Raw genomic sequence first — 15,397 nt, forward strand, 5'->3', positions numbered from 1 at the left:
TGCCTGGTGACACCGGAGCGGGAGGGGGCCCTGACCGGGACCCCGTGCGTCGTGTTCAGTCGCGGCGGATCAGCTCCGGGTCGATGCGGCGGCCCACGAGCGGCAGGGTGCCGATCGTGGCGACCGCCACCACGCCCAGGGCGGCGCAGGCGAGGACCGGGATCCCCGCGAAGTCCCAGAAGACCGCCCCGCCCCCGCTGACGAGATAGCTGGACTCGGCGAGTTTCCCGGCCACCAGGGCCAGGGCGAGGCCGATGGCCAGCGGCAGGACGACCTGGGTGCTCTGGACGGCGCGCAGGGTTCGCGCCCGTGCCCCGATCAGGGTGATCGCGGTGACCTGGGCGCGGCGTTCGACGGCCCGGTCCGTGACGGACACCAGGAAGGCCGCGACCCCGATGACCAGCCCCATGACCATGCCGAGGATCAGCAGGGTCTCGATGACGGCGATCTGCTGGAGCGCGTCCACATTGACGCCGACCGGTTCCACGGAGGCGGTCGGTGCGGCGGCTCCGATGCCGTCGAGGACCGCGCGCACCCGGTGCGGGTCGGAGTCGCTGGTGAGGATCAGCTGGGCCGATTCCGGGCGGGCGCCCGGGGGCAGCGCGGAGGGCGGGACGAGCAGGTCGTCGCCGCCCGCCGCGGAGGGGTCGTAGGCGGTGAATCCGACCGCGTCGGAGGGGACGGTGAGGGAGAGCGACACCTTCCGGCCGCCCTCCCGCAGGTGGAACGGGAAGGAGGCGCCCGCGCGGACCCACGGGTTGGGGATCGAGTTGCGATTGACCAGCCGCATGACCTTGCCGTCGACGCAGCCCTCCGCGTGCTCCACCAGCTGCGCGAACTGGGCGCAGGTGGCGACGACGACGGAGACTCCGTCGATGGAGTCGGAGCGGGGGTCGCTCCACGAGTCCATCGTCAGACCGTGCGCGCGTACCCCCGGCACCTGGGTGAGAGCGCGCTGCTGCCGGTCGGTGAGTCCCGCCAGCGGGATGGCGTAGTCCTGTGCGGGACTGCTCGGTTTGCTCACCTGCTTGAACTCGATCAGTACGCCCTGCGCCAGGGATGCCGCGAACACCAGCAGCACCAGCCCGGTGACGACCCGCATGGTGCTGCCGGGCTCCACCTCGTTGCGGCGCATGGCCAGGGTGAGGGTCAGGGAGCGGGTGTTGCGGGCCACCGTGCGGGCGAGGAGATGGGACAGCAGGGGCAGCGTCAGCACCAGCCCGATGCCTGTGAGCAGGACACCGGCCGCGAGGAGGACGGCGAACAGGCCGGTGCTGGAGGCCGGGTGGCTGGTGAGGCCGGTGGCGCAGAAGCCGGTCACGATGCCCAGGCCGGTGACCAGCACGAGGGCGCCCCATGCCGACGGCGGCTTCGGTACGGCCGTGCGCCGGACCGCCAGTGGCTCGGCGGCCGCCTTGCGGGCGCCGGCCCGCCCGGCGAACCAGGCAAGCGCCGGGCTGCCGATCAGACAGACGGCGACGGTGCTCCAGGACAGGGCGCCGTCCGCCGGGTACCAGCGCAGTGCGGGCAGGCCCGTGCGGGACATCACCTGGTTGAGGAGGTCGTACTCACCGAGTCCGAGGAGCGCGCCGAGCAGGGCGGCCGCCACGGTCTCGGCCGCGTTCACCCGCTGGGTGCCCTTGGCGCTCAGGCCCAGCAGCCGCAGCGAGGCGAGACGGCGGGCACGACTGGCTGCGGAGAGCCGGGCGCAGACCGAGAGGAAGACGGCCAGCGGGAGGAGGACCAACGTGCCCAGGGCGAAACGGAGGTTGGTGAGGGTGGAGGGGTCGACGGCCGGGGTGGGCGCGTAGTCGTAGCCGAAGGACTTCAGCGTGCCCGTGTCGCTGTCGTCTGCGATCGCGGCACGGGTCGTCCCGACGTAGGCGTACAGCTCGTCGGGGTCGGTGAGGCCGGGCGCGCCGATCAGGCCCCGCACCCGGCCCGGCAGCAGGCTCTTGAGATCGGGCTCGGCGCGGAGCAGATCCCGTACCCGGGGGGAGACGAACACCTCACCGGGGCCCGGCAGTTCGCTCAGTCCGGGCGGGGGTGTGCGGGTGCCCCTGTCGTCCCGTGCGACGAAGACGCGGGTGAACGGCCTGGACCCGTGCGGGTCCTTGCGCTCCAGGACGAGGGTCGCGGCCGTCCGTTTGCCCGCGGTCTGGGGTTCCCGTGCCGCGGCGCGTCCGTCGTGTGCGTCGAGGATCGCCGGGATGGTCAGTACGAGGGCGAGGCAGCACACGCCGAGCGAGCCGCCGACCGCCATCAGGAGGAAGCGGACGCGGTTTCCGCGCCCGGCGCCGAACAGCAGGCGCAGGCCGAGCAGGAACTCCCTCACACCTGCCCCCGCGGGGTCAGCACGCCGTCCGTCATCGTGTAGTGGCTGTCGGCCTGTGCGGCCACGGCGGGGTCGTGTGTCACCAGGACCACGGCGGTGCCCTGGGAACGCGCCAGACCGAGGAACTCCTCCAGTACGGCGGTGGCGTTGGCGCTGTCCAGGGAACCGGTCGGCTCGTCGGCGAAGACGACGGCGGGCCGGTGCACCAGGGCACGGGCCACGGCCACGCGTTGACTCTGGCCGCCCGACACCTGCGAGGGGCGGCGCTCGCGCAGTTCACCGAGGCCCAGCCGTTCGAGGACCGCGCCCGCGGCCTCGTGCGCGGCCTTCTTGCTGCGCCCGGCGAGACGCAGCGGCAGCGCGGCGTTCTCCTCGATGGTCAGTTCGGGCAGCAACTCGCCGTACTGGAAGACGAATCCAAAGCTCTCCCGGCGCAGCGAGCTCATCGCCTCGTCGTCGAGGTCCCCGAGCGACCGCCCCTGGAAGCGCACCTGTCCGCGCGCCGCGGGCAGCACCCCGGCCAGGCAGTACAGCAGCGAGGACTTGCCCGAGCCGCTCTGCCCGGTAACCGCCGCGACCTCGCCCCGCGCGATCGACAGATGCGCGTCGCGAACGGCGAGTTGGCTGCCGTAGGAGAGGTCGACTCCGTTGGCAGAGAGGATTTCTGACGTACTGATGGCTTCCCCCAAGAAGCGGATGGGCCCAGGTTCACACCTGGGCCCAGACTCACGCGGGTGGCCTGCTACGGCCGCTTGTAGTGCTTGGTCACGGAGCAGTTGTCCGGGTGGAAGGAACCCTTGTCCCGGCAGACGCGCAGGTAGGCGTTGACCGTGTAGCGCTCGGCGCCGTCCCAGTTGAGGCGGTCCATCGGGACGCTCTTCTTCTGCTGGCCGTTGTAGCGGCTCCAGCCGTAACCCTCGACCTTCACCTGCATGTACACATTGTGCCCGTCATTCGGGTCGGTGTCCTTCAGGTTGCCCTTCCACTCGAAGGCACCGTGATTCTGGCTCGCGGGCCAGAAGGTGTACTTGCCGTGGTTGAACTCCGCGCCCCCGGTCGTGAGCGTCGGAATGGTGTGCCATGAGGCGGCGAACGCGGTTCCTGCCCCCGTGGCGAAGAGCGCCGCTGCGAGGGCGCCCAATGCCAGCTTCCGCATTGTTTTCTCCCGTTTTTTGTTTTCTGTTGCGGGTCCTGACTGGTCGTGTCAGGGCCGCGTCGAAAGTAACAACCGGGTAGGTAAGAGCGGAGTGATTAATGGTCAACATGAAGGTATCCGCCCGACTTTGAGTGCCGGGTGGTTGTGATTAACTTACTGACGCTTGACCTGCGCTTGACCTCTTGCTTAAGCCAGTCCCGCCGCGTTCAGCAGGTAGGCCGTCAACGGGTCGTAGTGGCGGGGGCTGGTGACGTGGTCGTCCAGGGGGACCGTCACCTGGAGGGTGCCCTCGGCTTCGGCGAGGAAGAGGGCCGGGTCGTTGGAGTCCGCGTAGCCGACCGCGTCGATGCCCTGCTGGCCCGCGCGGCCCGCCCAGCCGTGGTCGGCGACGACCAGGTCGGGCAGCGGGCGGCCCGCGGCGCCAAGTCCCTCCAGGATGGCGCGCATCGGCTCGCCGGAGTGGGTGTGCCAGAGGGTGGCGCCGTGCTCCAGCACGGCCACGTCGGCGAACTGCATCACATAGCCCTCGTCCGTCTGGAGTCCGTCCGGGATCACGACGATCTCGCAGCCGGCCGCCCGCAGCGCGGCCGCGGTGGCGCGGTGCACGTCGAGGAGGCCGCCCGGGTGCCCGGTGGCCAGCAGCACGCGCTCCCCGCCCTCGGCGGCCTTGCGCAGGCGGGCCGCCAAGCGGTCCAGGGCGCCGACGGTCAGCTCCGGGTCGATGGTGTCCTGGCCGTAGCGGTACTCGGGATCGTCGTTGACACCGCAGCGCTCCGCCATGACGGCGAGGATGTCCTGCTCGTCGGTCCAGCGGTCGCCCAGTTCCAGTCCGAGCCAGAAGTGGCGGTCGCCGTTCGCGAGCTTGCGGTAGTGGGAGAGGTTGTTCTCACGGGGCGTGGCGACGTCGCCCGCGATACGGGTCCGTACGAGATGGTCGACCAGTTCGGCGCGGCTGGGGATCCCGGGTATCGGCATGGGACCCATTGTGCCGTCGCCCTCCGCCGCTCCGGCCGTCGTTGCGCGGCGTGGGACGTGTGTCACTCGGGCCGGTCGCTCTCCGGTCCGCCCGGCCCCTGCTGCCGCAGCGCGAACCACAGTTCCATCCGTACGTCCGGGTCGTCCAGGTCCACCCCCAGCGACACCGTGCAGCGGGCGATGCGCTGGCGCACGGTGTTGCGGTGCACCGAGAGGGCCACCGCCGTACGGTCCCAGCTGCCGTGCAGCGAGAGCCAGGTGTGCAGGGTCTCGACCAGGGCGGGCGACCCGGCGATCGGCGCGAGCAGGGTGCGGGCGTGCTGCCGGGCCTGCTCGGCCGGGACCAGAGCGGCCAGTCCGGTGCGGCCGCCGTGCCGCACCAGGGATGCACGGGTCGCGCGGGCGCGGGCCAGGGCGCGGGCCGCCTCGCTCTCGGCGGCGGCAGGGTCGTCCGGGCAGGCGGCGGCGCTCACCCCGAGGGTCCAGCCGGGCACCGGGACCGGCTCCCGGCCGACCGGGACGAGGACCCGTACGACGCCCTTTCCGAGGTCGACCAGCGAGGACCCGAGCGCGGCGCCCAGCGCGGAGGCGGCCACGGCGTCATGCGGACCGTGGCGCGTCCCCTCTCCGGACCCCGGCGTGGCCTCCCCGGACCCGGGCGCCGCAGGGTCCGGGCAGGCGTGCACCACCAGCCAGCGCCCCTCCCCGAGCAGCGGCGCGACCTCCTCCGGTGCGGCGCCCAGCAGCAGCCGCACCAGCGCCGACGAACGGGCCGCGCCCGCCCCGCTGTGGTGCTCCCCGGTCAGCAGGGAGAGCAGGACCGCGGCGACCGAGGCGATGGTGTGGTCCCCGGCGTCACGGCGCGGTGACGCGAGCCCGAGGACGAAGCCCCGGACCGGGTCCAGCGCGTAGGCGGCGAGGTGGGTCCCGGCGACGGTGGTGGTCGCGGAGGAGGGCGCGGGGTGGGTCCGGGCCGCCGGTCCCGGGGGTGTGCCGCCCGGGAGCCGGGCCGTCGCCGCCCCGGCGGGCCGGACCACCCGCGCCAGTTCCTCCAGCGCCTCCAGCACCTCGACCTCCGGCTCCCGGCCCGCCGCCGCGATCAGGGTGCCGTCCGGGCCGTAGAGCACCGCCCGGCCCGCCGTCCGCCGGGCCAGCCGGAGCAGCACCGAGGGCACCGGGTCCGGGCGGGCCGCCGCCGCGGCCAGGCTCTGCTGGGCCTCCGTGACCCGGCGCAGTTCCGTCAGCCGGGCCTGGGCCATCAGCTGCCACACCGCCCGCGCCACGCCCGAGAAGGTCGTCTGCGGCGGGACCTCGAGGAGCGGCAGCCCCTGGCGTTCGCAGGCCGCGACCAGGGCCTCGGGCACCGCCTCGTGCACCGGAACCAGGCCGAAGCCGAGGGCCGCACCGCCCGCCGCCACGATCCGGGAGACATAGGCGTCGAAGTAGGGGGCGAGGCCGGGCCCGGCCTCCGGGACGTGCACGCCCGCCGTCAGCAGCAGCTCCCCGCCCAGCAGATACGGATAGGGGTCGGCCATCTCCGAGGTGTGCGCCCAGTGGATCACGGTCCCGGGGCCGGTGGGCCCGGCGATCTGCCGCAGGGCCAGGTCCTCCCGGGCGAGCAGGGCCGACAACGGGACCGGGGGCGTGGGCGGCACCGGGGGAGCCGACGGCACAGGGGATGCCGGCTGCACCGGCGGCGACGGCTGCACCGCGGGAGTCGGCTGCACCGGGGGCGTCGACGCCGGTGGCGTGGAGGCCGCGGGCGGGAGCGGGAGCGAGGACGGGTCCGGCATGGTGGACGGTTCCTCCATTCCACTCGGGACGAATGGATGAAACGTACACTTCAGAGTCGCTTTCCGGCCACCTAATGTCTCTCGGGACCGGCAGCCGCGGGTACGGGCGGATGTCCCCGCGTTCCGCTGCCGGCGGCCCTTTCCGAAGGGCCCGGGCAACTGCACGACACGCCACCGGACAGCGCGCGAAGGAGAGCCCCGTATGGCCGTCGACTACACAGTGATCGTCGTCTATCTGGCCGGGATGCTGGCCATGGGCTGGTGGGGCATGCGCCGCGCCAGGTCCAAGAGCGAGTTCCTGGTCGCGGGCCGCCGCCTCGGGCCGGTCATGTACTCGGGCACCATGGCCGCGATCGTCCTCGGCGGCGCGTCCACCATCGGCGGCGTAGGCCTCGGCTACCAGTACGGCCTCTCCGGCGCCTGGATGGTCTTCACCATCGGCCTCGGCCTGCTCGCCCTCTCCATATTCTTCTCCGCGCGCATCGCCCGGCTGAAGGTCTACACCGTCTCCGAGATGCTCGACCTGCGCTACGGCGGCCGGGCCGGGGTGATCTCGGGCGTGGTCATGTGGGCGTACACACTGATGCTCGCGGTCACCTCGACCATCGCCTACGCCACCATCTTCGACGTCCTCCTCGACATGAACCGGACCCTCGCCATCGTCCTCGGCGGCTCCATCGTCGTCGCGTACTCCACCCTCGGCGGCATGTGGTCCATCACCCTCACCGACATGGTGCAGTTCGTGGTGAAGACCATCGGCGTGCTGCTTCTGCTGGCACCGCTCGCGGTGGTCCGGGCGGGCGGCTTCGACGGGATGCGGGCCAAGCTGCCGACCTCGTACTTCGACCCGCTGGGCATCGGCGGCGAGACGATCTTCACCTATGTCCTGATCTATACGTTCGGCATGCTGATCGGGCAGGACATCTGGCAGCGCGTGTTCACCGCGCGCGGCGACTCCACGGCCCGGTGGGGCGGCACGGTCGCCGGCACCTACTGCCTGGTCTACGCGCTCGCCGGCGCCGTCATCGGCACCGCCACCAAGGTGCTGTACCCGAAACTGGGCAGCCCGGACGACGCCTTCGCGACCATCGTCAAGCAGGAACTCCCCGTCGGGGTGCGCGGACTGGTGCTCGCCGCGGCCCTCGCCGCGGTGATGTCGACCTCCTCGGGAGCACTGATCGCCTGTGCGACCGTTGCTCACAACGACATCTGGTCGCGGCTGCGCGGGGCCGTGCGCCGCGACGCGGAGACGCCCGGCGGGGACGCCCCCGACGAGGTCCGGGGCAACCGCGCCTTCATCCTGGTCATGGGGATCGTCGTGATCGTCACGGCGGTCGCGCTGAACGACGTGGTCGAGGCGCTCACCGTCGCCTACAACCTGCTCGTCGGCGGTCTGCTGGTGCCCATCCTCGGCGGACTGCTCTGGAAGCGCGGCACCGCGCAGGGCGCGCTCGCCGCGGTCGCCGTCGGCGGTCTCGCGGTCCTCGCCCTGATGGCGGCCTACGGCATCCTCGCCAATGAGCCCGTCTACTACGGCCTCGCGGCCTCCCTGGCGGCCTATGTCGCGGTGTCGCTGGCCACCAGGCCGACCGAGGAGCGGGTGCTCGCCGCCTGGCGCGACCGACTCGCGGGCCGCGACGCCCCGGCCGAGGAGGAGCCTGCGGCCGTGGGCGCCTAGGGCCAGGGGCAACGGCCCGGCCGCCGTGCGACGCCTGGCCCAAGGACATCGGCCAAGGACAACGGTCCGGCTGCCGCACGGCGCATGAGCCGCGGACATCGGTTCGGCCGCCGCGCGACGTCCGGGCCGAGGACATCGGTCCGGCTGGCCGCCACGGTGCCCGGGCCGAGGACATCGGTCCGGCTGGCCGCCACGGTGCCCGGGCCGAGGACAACGGTCTGGCCCCGCCGCGGCGCCCGGCCCAAAGACAACGGCCCGGCCGCCGTGCGGCGCCCGGGCCGGGCGGACCCCGTCCCGGGGTCCGCGACACTGGAAGAACAGAAGAAACACGCATGACCCGGAGGACTCCGACGATGACCAGCACCGAGAACCCCGCAGCAGCCGCGGGCGGCCCCCGCGGACCCGTGGACTCGTCCCGCATCCCGCGGTACGCGGGCCCCGCGACCTTCGCCCGGCTGCCCCGCCTGGACGAGGTCGGCACCGCGGACGTCGCGGTCGTCGGTGTCCCCTTCGACTCCGGTGTCTCCTACCGCCCCGGCGCCCGCTTCGGCGGCAACGCCATCCGCGAGGCGTCCCGGCTGCTGCGCCCGTACAACCCCGCGCAGGACGCCTCCCCCTTCGCGCTCGCGCAGGTCGCGGACGGCGGCGACATAGCGGTGAACCCGTTCAACATCAACGAGGCCGTGGAGACCGTGGAGGCCGCCGCCGACGAGCTGCTCGGCACCGGCGCCCGGCTGATGACGCTCGGCGGCGACCACACCATCGCCCTGCCGCTGCTGCGCTCCGTAGCCAAGAAGCACGGCCCGGTCGCCCTGCTCCACTTCGACGCCCACCTCGACACCTGGGACACCTACTTCGGCGCCGAGTACACCCACGGCACCCCCTTCCGCCGCGCCGTCGAGGAGGGCATCCTCGACACCTCCGCGCTCTCCCACGTCGGCACCCGCGGTCCGCTCTACGGCAAGCAGGACCTCACCGACGACGAGAAGATGGGCTTCGGCATCGTCACCTCCGCCGACATCTACCGGCGCGGCGCGGACGAGGTCGCCGACCAGCTGCGCCAGCGCATCGGCGACCGCCCGCTCTACATCTCCATCGACATCGACTGCCTCGACCCGGCGCACGCCCCCGGCACCGGCACCCCCGAGGCGGGCGGCATGACCTCGCGCGAGCTGCTGGAGATCCTGCGCGGCCTCGCCTCCTGCAACCTGGTCTCGGCCGATGTCGTCGAGGTGGCGCCCGCCTACGACCACGCGGAGATCACCTCGGTGGCCGCCTCCCACACCGCCTACGAGCTGACGACCATCATGAGCCGCCAGATCGCGGCCGCCCGCGCCGGTGAGGAGGCCGGGACCCGGTGAGCCACGACCACGACCCGGTCCTCCTTCCGACGGCGGCACAGACCGAGGCAGCGCTCAACCCGCCCCCCGGCAGAAACGGCGGGGACCTGGTCGTGGAGACCCTGGCCGGGCTGGGCGCCACCACCGTCTTCGGCCTGCCCGGCCAGCACGCGCTCGGCATGTTCGACGCGCTCGGCCGCTCCACCCTGCGCTATGTCGGTCTGCGGGTGGAGAACAACGCGGGCTTCGCCGCGGACGCCTACGGCCGGATCACCGGAGAGGCCGCCCCGCTGCTGCTGTCGACCGGCCCGGGCGCACTGACCTCGCTGGCGGCCCTCCAGGAGGCGGCGGCCGCCTCGGCCCCGGTCCTGGCGATCGGCAGCCAGATCCCGGCCGCCGGTCTGGGCGGCGGCCGCCACGGCTATCTGCACGAACTCCCCGACCAGGCGGCCTCGTTCCGGGGCGTGGTCAAGTCGGTGCACACGGTCCGTACACAGTCGCAGATCCCGTCGGCGGTCGCGGCGGCCTGGAAGTCGGCGCTGACGGCCCCGCACGGCCCGGTGTGGGTGGAGATCCCGCAGGACGTGCTGCTCGCCCCGACCCCACTGCCGGTGGTGACCGCGCCGGACGCGATCCCGGAGGACCTGGCCCCGCGGCCCGAACTGACCGCGCTCGCCGCGCACTTGCTGTCGACGGCGGCCCGCCCGGCCGTCATCGCGGGCGGGGGAGTGGTCCGGGCGGACGCCGCGGGCAAGCTGCGCCTGCTGGCCGAGAAGCTCGACGCGCCCGTGGTCACCACCTTCGGCGGCAAGGGGGCCTTCCCCTGGAAGCACCCCCTCTCCCTCCAGTCCTGGCTGGAGGACCGCCACACCACCGACTTCCTGGAGGACGCGGACGTCCTGCTGGTGGTCGGCTCGGGCCTCGGTGAACTGTCCTCGAACTACCACACGTTCGCCCCGCGCGGCCGGGTGATCCAGATCGAGGCGGACCTCGGCAAGCTGGAGTCCAACCACCCGGCCCTCGGCATCCACGCGGACGCCCGCCTGGCGCTGGGAGCCCTGCTGGACACGGTGACCGCGCGCACGGACCCGATGGCCCCCGAACGCGTCCGGGCCCTGCTCGCGCGGGTCGCCGAGCGGCTCGCCGCCCAGGAACTCACCCTGGAGCAGCGGCTGCTGGACTCCGTGCGGCGCGCCCTGCCCGACGGCTCCCCCTCGTTCTGGGACATGACCATCCTGGCCTACTGGGCCTGGTCGGCCTTCGATCCGCGGGGCACCAACACCATGCACTCGGCCCAGGGCGCGGGCGGTCTCGGCTACGGCTTCCCGGCCGCCCTCGGCGCGGCCGCGGCGGATCCCACCCGGCCGGTCCTCGCCGTCTCGGGCGACGGAGGCGCCCTCTACTCCATCGCGGAGCTGGCGACGGCCAGGCAGTACGACCTCGATGTGACCTGGCTGATCGTGGACGACGGCGGCTACGGCATCCTGCGCGAGTACATGACGGACGCCTTCGGCCGGCCCACGGGGACGGAGCTGACCCGTCCGGACTTCGTGGCCCTCGCGGAGTCGTTCGGCGTCCCGGGCGTCCGGACGGCCCCGGAGACCCTCCGGGAGGACCTGGCCAAGGCCCTCAGCGAGCCGGGCCCCTCGGTGGTCGTGCTCCCGGCGGTCCTGCGCATGTTCGCCCCGACCCACCTGGGCTGACACCCCGGCCCCGGCCCCGGCCCTGGACCGAGGGGGCGCGCCCCTCGGTCACCGGGGCCACCGGGGTCACCCGGCTCACCGGAACCAGAAGAAGCCCGGCTCACCGGAACCAGAAAAAAATCGTGTCATTGGTCCGGCCCTGCCGCCGGGCGTTCTCCCACTCCTCGGCCTCGATGCGCAGCACCTCGGCGAAGCGGCGGACCGTCCCCCGATGGTCGGGGTCCAGTTCCTCCAGCACCGCGTCATAGGCGTCGGCGAGCGCGGCGGCCCGCTGGGCGGGCAGCACACCGATCTGCGGCACGATGTCACCGGGGTGCGGCAGCCGCACCGGCGGCCCGCTGAACAGGAACGACCCCGGCCGCAGCTCCGACGGCACACCGTGCCGGGCCAGTTCGTCGTCCACCGAGCGGAACCAGGACATCCGCCGCCAGGAGCCGAGGTCGACGATGTCGGAGAAGTGGCACGCCACCACCTCGTGGAAGGCATAGCTGTAGGCGGGGCTGACATCCACGCTGGGAGTGCCCTCCAGCAGTTCGTCGAACGCCCGCCCGACGGACACCCCGAGATCGACGCCCTGCTCCCGCAGCCGCGCGTCGGTCTTCGCGCACCGCTCGCGCACGACCCCGAGCAGCCGCTCCTGCTGCGGAGTCGGCTCCACCGCGGTGAGCAGCCGCATGACACTCCGCATGTCCCCGGTGCTCATCTCCAGGCAGTAGCTCAACGTTTTCTCCCCGTGGTCCGGACGCATCCGACCATGATCGCCCCGGCCGCCGTGCAGGCGGTGTCCGGGAGCCGTGTCGCGGCGGTGACTTCCCGGCCGGGGGAGGAGCGCGGACGGGCGGCCGGGAAAGTGTGTTCCCTCGGGCAACCATTCACGCGTACTCATGAGTCATAGGGCGGAGCGTGCCGGGTGCACGTTCGAATCCGTACCAAGAACGGGGAATCGATGACTCAGCTCAGGTCCCGGCCTGCCCGCCTGCTCGGCGCGGGCATGGCCGCCGGAGTACTCATACCGACCGTGGCGGCCGCCGCGCCCGCCGCCGCCACACCCCCGGCGGTCGCCTGCACCTCGGGCACCGCGGGTCTCGCGGCCAAGCTCCAGAAGGACATCACCGCGGCTCTCGCGAGCCGCAAGGGCACCGTCGCGGTCGGCCTTCACGACCGTTCCACCAGCACCACCTGCTCGCTGCGCGCCACCAGCGCCTACGACTCGGCCAGCGTCGTCAAGGTCACCGTGCTCGCCACGCTGCTGTGGGACGCCAAGAAGCACAACCGCTATCTGACCGACCGTGAGGACACTCTCGCCACGGCGATGATCACCGAGTCGGACAACGACGCGACCAGCGCCCTGTGGAAGCAGCTCGGCCTCACCAAAGTCAACGGCTTCCTCACCGCGGCCGGGATGACGCTGACCAAGCCGGGCGCGGACGGCTACTGGGGGCTGACCCAGATCACCGTGCAGGACGAGCAGAAGCTGCTGGGGCTGGTCACCGCCAAGAACTCCGTGCTCAGCGACAACTCCCGGGCCTATATCCAGAAGCTGATGGGGGACGTCATCCCCGAGCAGCGCTGGGGCACCCCGGCGGGCACACCCTCCGGTGTCTCGGCGCACGTCAAGAACGGCTGGCTCCAGCGGGCCACGCACGGCTGGCGGGTGCACAGCCTCGGCACCTTCAGCGGCGCCGGGCACGACTACACGATCACCGTGCTGACGCAGGACAACAGCACCATGGACTACGGCGTCGCCACCATCCAGAACGTGGCTCGGGCCATCCACAAGGACCTGGTGCCGTCGGTCTCCGCCCAGACCGCCTATGTGCCAACGAGCCGTCCGCAGGAGGCGATCCCGGCGGTCCCGGGAGCCCCCGCGGTCCCGGCGGTCTCCGCGGTCCCGGCGCGCTGAACCGGTCAACTGCCATGGGTTCACGGGTAGTCCACTCCGGGGCCACCCGCCTCGCCCTACCGTGACGGCATGCGTCTGAGAATCCTTCTCGCCACCGTCACCACCGCCCTGACGGCGGCCGCCGCACCGGTGGCCGCCGCACCGGCCGCTCCCCCCGCCTCCGCCGCCGCGCCCGCCGCCGGGGCCCACGCGTGCTCCTCCTCCGTCACCCTGGCGGGCTTCTCCGACACCCTCGACAAGACCACGTACGAGGGCGCCTTCGTCGGCAATCTCTCCGCGCTCTCCGTCGACCGCGACGGTGGGATCGCCGCCCTGTCCGACCGTTCCTCGCTGTTCACCCTGGACCGGAGGACCTTCGCCCCCACGAGTGTGGTGAACCTCGCCGACGAGAAGGGCACCCCGCTCGACTCCGAGGGCCTGGTCGTCGACCGCGACGGCACCCGGCTGGTCACCTCCGAGACCGAGCCCTCCGTACGCCGCTACGCCCGCGACGGCAGGCTCCTGGACCGGCTTCCGGTCCCGGCCCCGCTGGCGGTCGCCCCGGCCGGGCGCGCCACCGCCAACCAGACCTTCGAGGGCCTGACCCTGCTGCCCGGCGGCCGCACGCTACTGGCCGGAATGGAGGGCTCGCTGAGCGGCGACACCCCGGGCACCGTCCGCTTCCAGACCTGGACGCGCCGCGGAGCGCACTTCGTCCCCGCGGCCCAGTACGGCTACCGCACCGACAGCGGACTCGGTGTCTCCGAGACCACCGCGGCCCCCGACGGGCGGCTGCTGGTCCTGGAGCGCGGCTTCACTGCCGGGTTCGGCAACACGGTCCGGCTCTATCTGGCGGATCTGCGGCATGCGACCGACACCCGCCGTATCGACACCCTGACCGGGCAGACCGGAGTGCGACTGGTCCGCAAGACCCTGCTCGCGGACCTGGTGAACTGCCCCTCGCTCGGCGCCACGGCCCGGCAGCCCCAGCCGAACCCGCTGCTCGACAACATCGAGGGCATGGCGGTCACCGGTGCCTCGTCCGGCCGGCTGAAGGTGCTGCTGGTCAGCGACGACAACCAGAGCGCGACCCAGATCACCCGCCTGTACTCCCTGCGCGTACACCTCCCACACCGCACCACACAGTGACGCCGGGGGCCGGAGGCCGGATCCAGCGAAACGGCCGGGCGTCCAGCACCGCCCGGCCGTTCGTTCCTAGCCGCCCCCGCGTGAGGCGGGGGTCCCCTCAGCCGCCGTCCTCCGGCTCCGGATGGCCGACCAGGGCCTGGATCGCGTCGACCGCGCTGCCGTCGTGGTCGCTGCCCGCGGTGCCGCTGCCGGTCTGGAGGTTGGCCGTGCGGTCCACCTCCAGGATCGAGTCGGAGTGCGAGTTGTCCAGCACGGTGACCACGCTGTTGTCGGCCGCCGCCGGTCCCGCCGCGGTGCCGACCAGGGCCGCGGACAGGAGCAGGGCGGCCCGCAGCCGCGGCGCCCGGGCGGTCACGCGGACGGTCACCCGGCCACGCCCGCACGCTCCGGATGGAGCCGCACTCCCGCCCGTACGGGATGGAACCTCGCGATGTTCCGCTCCAGCAGTCCGGTGGAGGCGCTCACCCCCACCCCGTCCTCGGGTTCCACGGCCGGGAGCCGCCCGTCCGCCTGCTTCAGCTCGGACAGCGCCGAGTCCATCGCGGCATGGGCCGCGAACAGACAGGGCGTGCTGTAGATCGCGACATCCACCCCCAGGTCGGACAGCTCACTCAGGGACAGCCGCGGCGACTTCCCGCCCGCGATCTGGTTGAACAGCAGCGGCTTGTCCCCGATCACCTCGCGGATCCGCCGGATCCACTCCACGCTGCGCACCCCGTCGACCAGCACCACATCCGCGGCGGTGTCGGCCAGGGCCCTGGCCCGGTCCAGGATGTCCCGCTCCTCGGTGGCGTCCGTGCGGGCGACCACCACCAGGTCCCGGCGGGTCGCCAGCACCGTCTCCAGCTTCTCGACGTACTCGGTCAGCGGCAGGATCATCTTGCCGTCGGCGTGCCCGCACCGGCGCGGCCGCTTCTGGTCCTCCAGGATCACTCCGGAGGCCCCGGCCCGCTCCAGCGCCTCCACCACATGGCAGGCCACCTCGGGATCGGCGTACCCGTCGTCGATGTCGACCAGCAGATGGTGGCGGGGGAAGGCACCCCGCAGCCGCTGGGTGAATGCCACGATGTCCGGCCAGGCAATGAAGCCGATGTCCGGCAGGCCGTAGTGCGACGCGGCGAAGCCGAAGCCGGACACGAACATCCCGTCGTAGTGCGCGGCCGCGATCGAGGCGGAGTACATGTCGTAGACACCGATCAGCGGTGTCGTTCCCTGCGCGGCGATCTGCTCCCGCAGCCTGTTTCCGTAGGCCACCGTCCAGCCCTTCCGTGGAGGGGTCTTTACCTGCGCTGGATTATTTCTGTACCTGCGCTAGGAATTCTCTATAGAGACCCTTTACTCACCCTCCCGGGTGACCATCTTCACCGCAGAAACGTCACTCGTACC

13 protein-coding genes are annotated in these 15,397 nt (G+C 72.5%); 5 read left to right on the forward strand and 8 right to left on the reverse strand.

Translation table 11 applies throughout. From position 1 onward, the window contains the following. Positions 1-55: 55 nt before the first annotated feature. The 5 genes from ACIHAA_RS06875 to ACIHAA_RS06895 form a co-directional block, all read right to left on the reverse strand. The gene (locus tag ACIHAA_RS06875; protein WP_399813970.1) at positions 56-2,335 is read right to left on the reverse strand and encodes an ABC transporter permease; all 2,280 of its coding nucleotides are present in this window, start codon (positions 2,333-2,335) and stop codon (positions 56-58) included. Then, positions 2,332-3,024 (reverse strand): ABC transporter ATP-binding protein, encoded by a 693-nt coding sequence (locus ACIHAA_RS06880; protein ID WP_399813971.1) that lies wholly within the window; start codon positions 3,022-3,024, stop codon positions 2,332-2,334. The genes ACIHAA_RS06875 and ACIHAA_RS06880 overlap by 4 nt, the downstream gene beginning before the upstream one ends. Before the next feature lie 53 nt (positions 3,025-3,077). Then, on the reverse strand, positions 3,078-3,491 hold the full coding sequence (locus ACIHAA_RS06885; RefSeq protein WP_399813973.1) for a hypothetical protein: 414 nt from the start codon (positions 3,489-3,491) through the stop codon (positions 3,078-3,080). 186 nt (positions 3,492-3,677) lie between these two features. Further along, a complete protein-coding gene (locus ACIHAA_RS06890; protein ID WP_399813975.1) occupies positions 3,678-4,466 on the reverse strand; it encodes a phosphatase in 789 nt (262 codons plus the stop codon). Positions 4,467-4,528: 62 nt separating this feature from the next. Continuing rightward, complete coding sequence (locus ACIHAA_RS06895) at positions 4,529-6,259, reverse strand: PucR family transcriptional regulator ligand-binding domain-containing protein (protein WP_399813977.1); 1,731 nt, start codon at positions 6,257-6,259, stop codon at positions 4,529-4,531. Between the two features lie 202 nt (positions 6,260-6,461). Between ACIHAA_RS06895 and ACIHAA_RS06900 the strand changes: the two genes are divergently transcribed. The 3 genes from ACIHAA_RS06900 (at position 6,462) to ACIHAA_RS06910 (ending at position 10,980) form a co-directional block, all read left to right on the forward strand. Beyond that, positions 6,462-7,937 (forward strand): sodium:solute symporter, encoded by a 1,476-nt coding sequence (locus ACIHAA_RS06900; RefSeq protein WP_399813979.1) that lies wholly within the window; start codon positions 6,462-6,464, stop codon positions 7,935-7,937. 353 nt (positions 7,938-8,290) lie between these two features. Further along, a complete protein-coding gene (gene speB, locus ACIHAA_RS06905) occupies positions 8,291-9,298 on the forward strand; it encodes an agmatinase (RefSeq protein ID WP_399813981.1) in 1,008 nt (335 codons plus the stop codon). Then, a complete protein-coding gene (locus tag ACIHAA_RS06910; RefSeq protein WP_399813983.1) occupies positions 9,295-10,980 on the forward strand; it encodes a thiamine pyrophosphate-binding protein in 1,686 nt (561 codons plus the stop codon). The genes speB and ACIHAA_RS06910 overlap by 4 nt, the downstream gene beginning before the upstream one ends. 100 nt (positions 10,981-11,080) lie before the next feature. On the opposite strand, the gene ACIHAA_RS06915 is transcribed toward ACIHAA_RS06910, so the two are convergent. After that, entirely contained in the window at positions 11,081-11,728 is a 648-nt protein-coding gene (locus tag ACIHAA_RS06915; RefSeq protein ID WP_399813985.1) for a hypothetical protein, read from the reverse strand. A gap of 198 nt (positions 11,729-11,926) precedes the next feature. Between ACIHAA_RS06915 and ACIHAA_RS06920 the strand changes: the two genes are divergently transcribed. After that, positions 11,927-12,883 (forward strand): serine hydrolase, encoded by a 957-nt coding sequence (locus tag ACIHAA_RS06920; protein WP_399813987.1) that lies wholly within the window; start codon positions 11,927-11,929, stop codon positions 12,881-12,883. A 69-nt stretch (positions 12,884-12,952) separates the two neighbouring features. Then, positions 12,953-14,011 carry an esterase-like activity of phytase family protein gene (locus ACIHAA_RS06925; protein WP_399813989.1) on the forward strand — a complete coding sequence of 353 codons (1,059 nt, stop codon included), beginning with the start codon at positions 12,953-12,955 and terminating at the stop codon, positions 14,009-14,011. A 97-nt stretch (positions 14,012-14,108) separates the two neighbouring features. Here the strand turns inward: ACIHAA_RS06925 and ACIHAA_RS06930 are convergent, their stop codons facing one another. Together ACIHAA_RS06930 and ACIHAA_RS06935 are read right to left on the reverse strand one after the other, a co-directional pair. Next, positions 14,109-14,378, reverse strand: coding sequence for a hypothetical protein (locus tag ACIHAA_RS06930; protein ID WP_399813991.1), 270 nt, complete (start codon positions 14,376-14,378; stop codon positions 14,109-14,111). Continuing rightward, complete coding sequence (locus ACIHAA_RS06935) at positions 14,375-15,265, reverse strand: oxaloacetate decarboxylase (protein WP_399813992.1); 891 nt, start codon at positions 15,263-15,265, stop codon at positions 14,375-14,377. Before ACIHAA_RS06935 ends, ACIHAA_RS06930 begins: the two co-directional genes overlap by 4 nt. Positions 15,266-15,397: the final 132 nt, after the last annotated feature.

The organism is Streptomyces sp. NPDC052040 (assembly GCF_044548405.1).
In the GTDB taxonomy this organism is placed as follows: Bacteria; Actinomycetota; Actinomycetes; order Streptomycetales; family Streptomycetaceae; genus Streptomyces.

Bases quoted from the DNA above. Each gene is read 5' to 3' on its own strand.
- ACIHAA_RS06885 (WP_399813973.1), bottom strand. From the start codon at position 3,491: ATGCGGAAGCTGGCATTGGGCGCCCTCGCAGCGGCGCTCTTCGCCACG.
- ACIHAA_RS06890 (WP_399813975.1), bottom strand. From the start codon at position 4,466: ATGCCGATACCCGGGATCCCCAGCCGCGCCGAACTGGTCGACCATCTC.
- ACIHAA_RS06895 (WP_399813977.1), bottom strand. From the start codon at position 6,259: ATGCCGGACCCGTCCTCGCTCCCGCTCCCGCCCGCGGCCTCCACGCCA.
- ACIHAA_RS06900 (WP_399813979.1), top strand. From the start codon at position 6,462: ATGGCCGTCGACTACACAGTGATCGTCGTCTATCTGGCCGGGATGCTG.
- speB (WP_399813981.1), top strand. From the start codon at position 8,291: ATGACCAGCACCGAGAACCCCGCAGCAGCCGCGGGCGGCCCCCGCGGA.
- ACIHAA_RS06915 (WP_399813985.1), bottom strand. From the start codon at position 11,728: ATGCGTCCGGACCACGGGGAGAAAACGTTGAGCTACTGCCTGGAGATG.
- ACIHAA_RS06920 (WP_399813987.1), top strand. From the start codon at position 11,927: ATGACTCAGCTCAGGTCCCGGCCTGCCCGCCTGCTCGGCGCGGGCATG.
- ACIHAA_RS06925 (WP_399813989.1), top strand. From the start codon at position 12,953: ATGCGTCTGAGAATCCTTCTCGCCACCGTCACCACCGCCCTGACGGCG.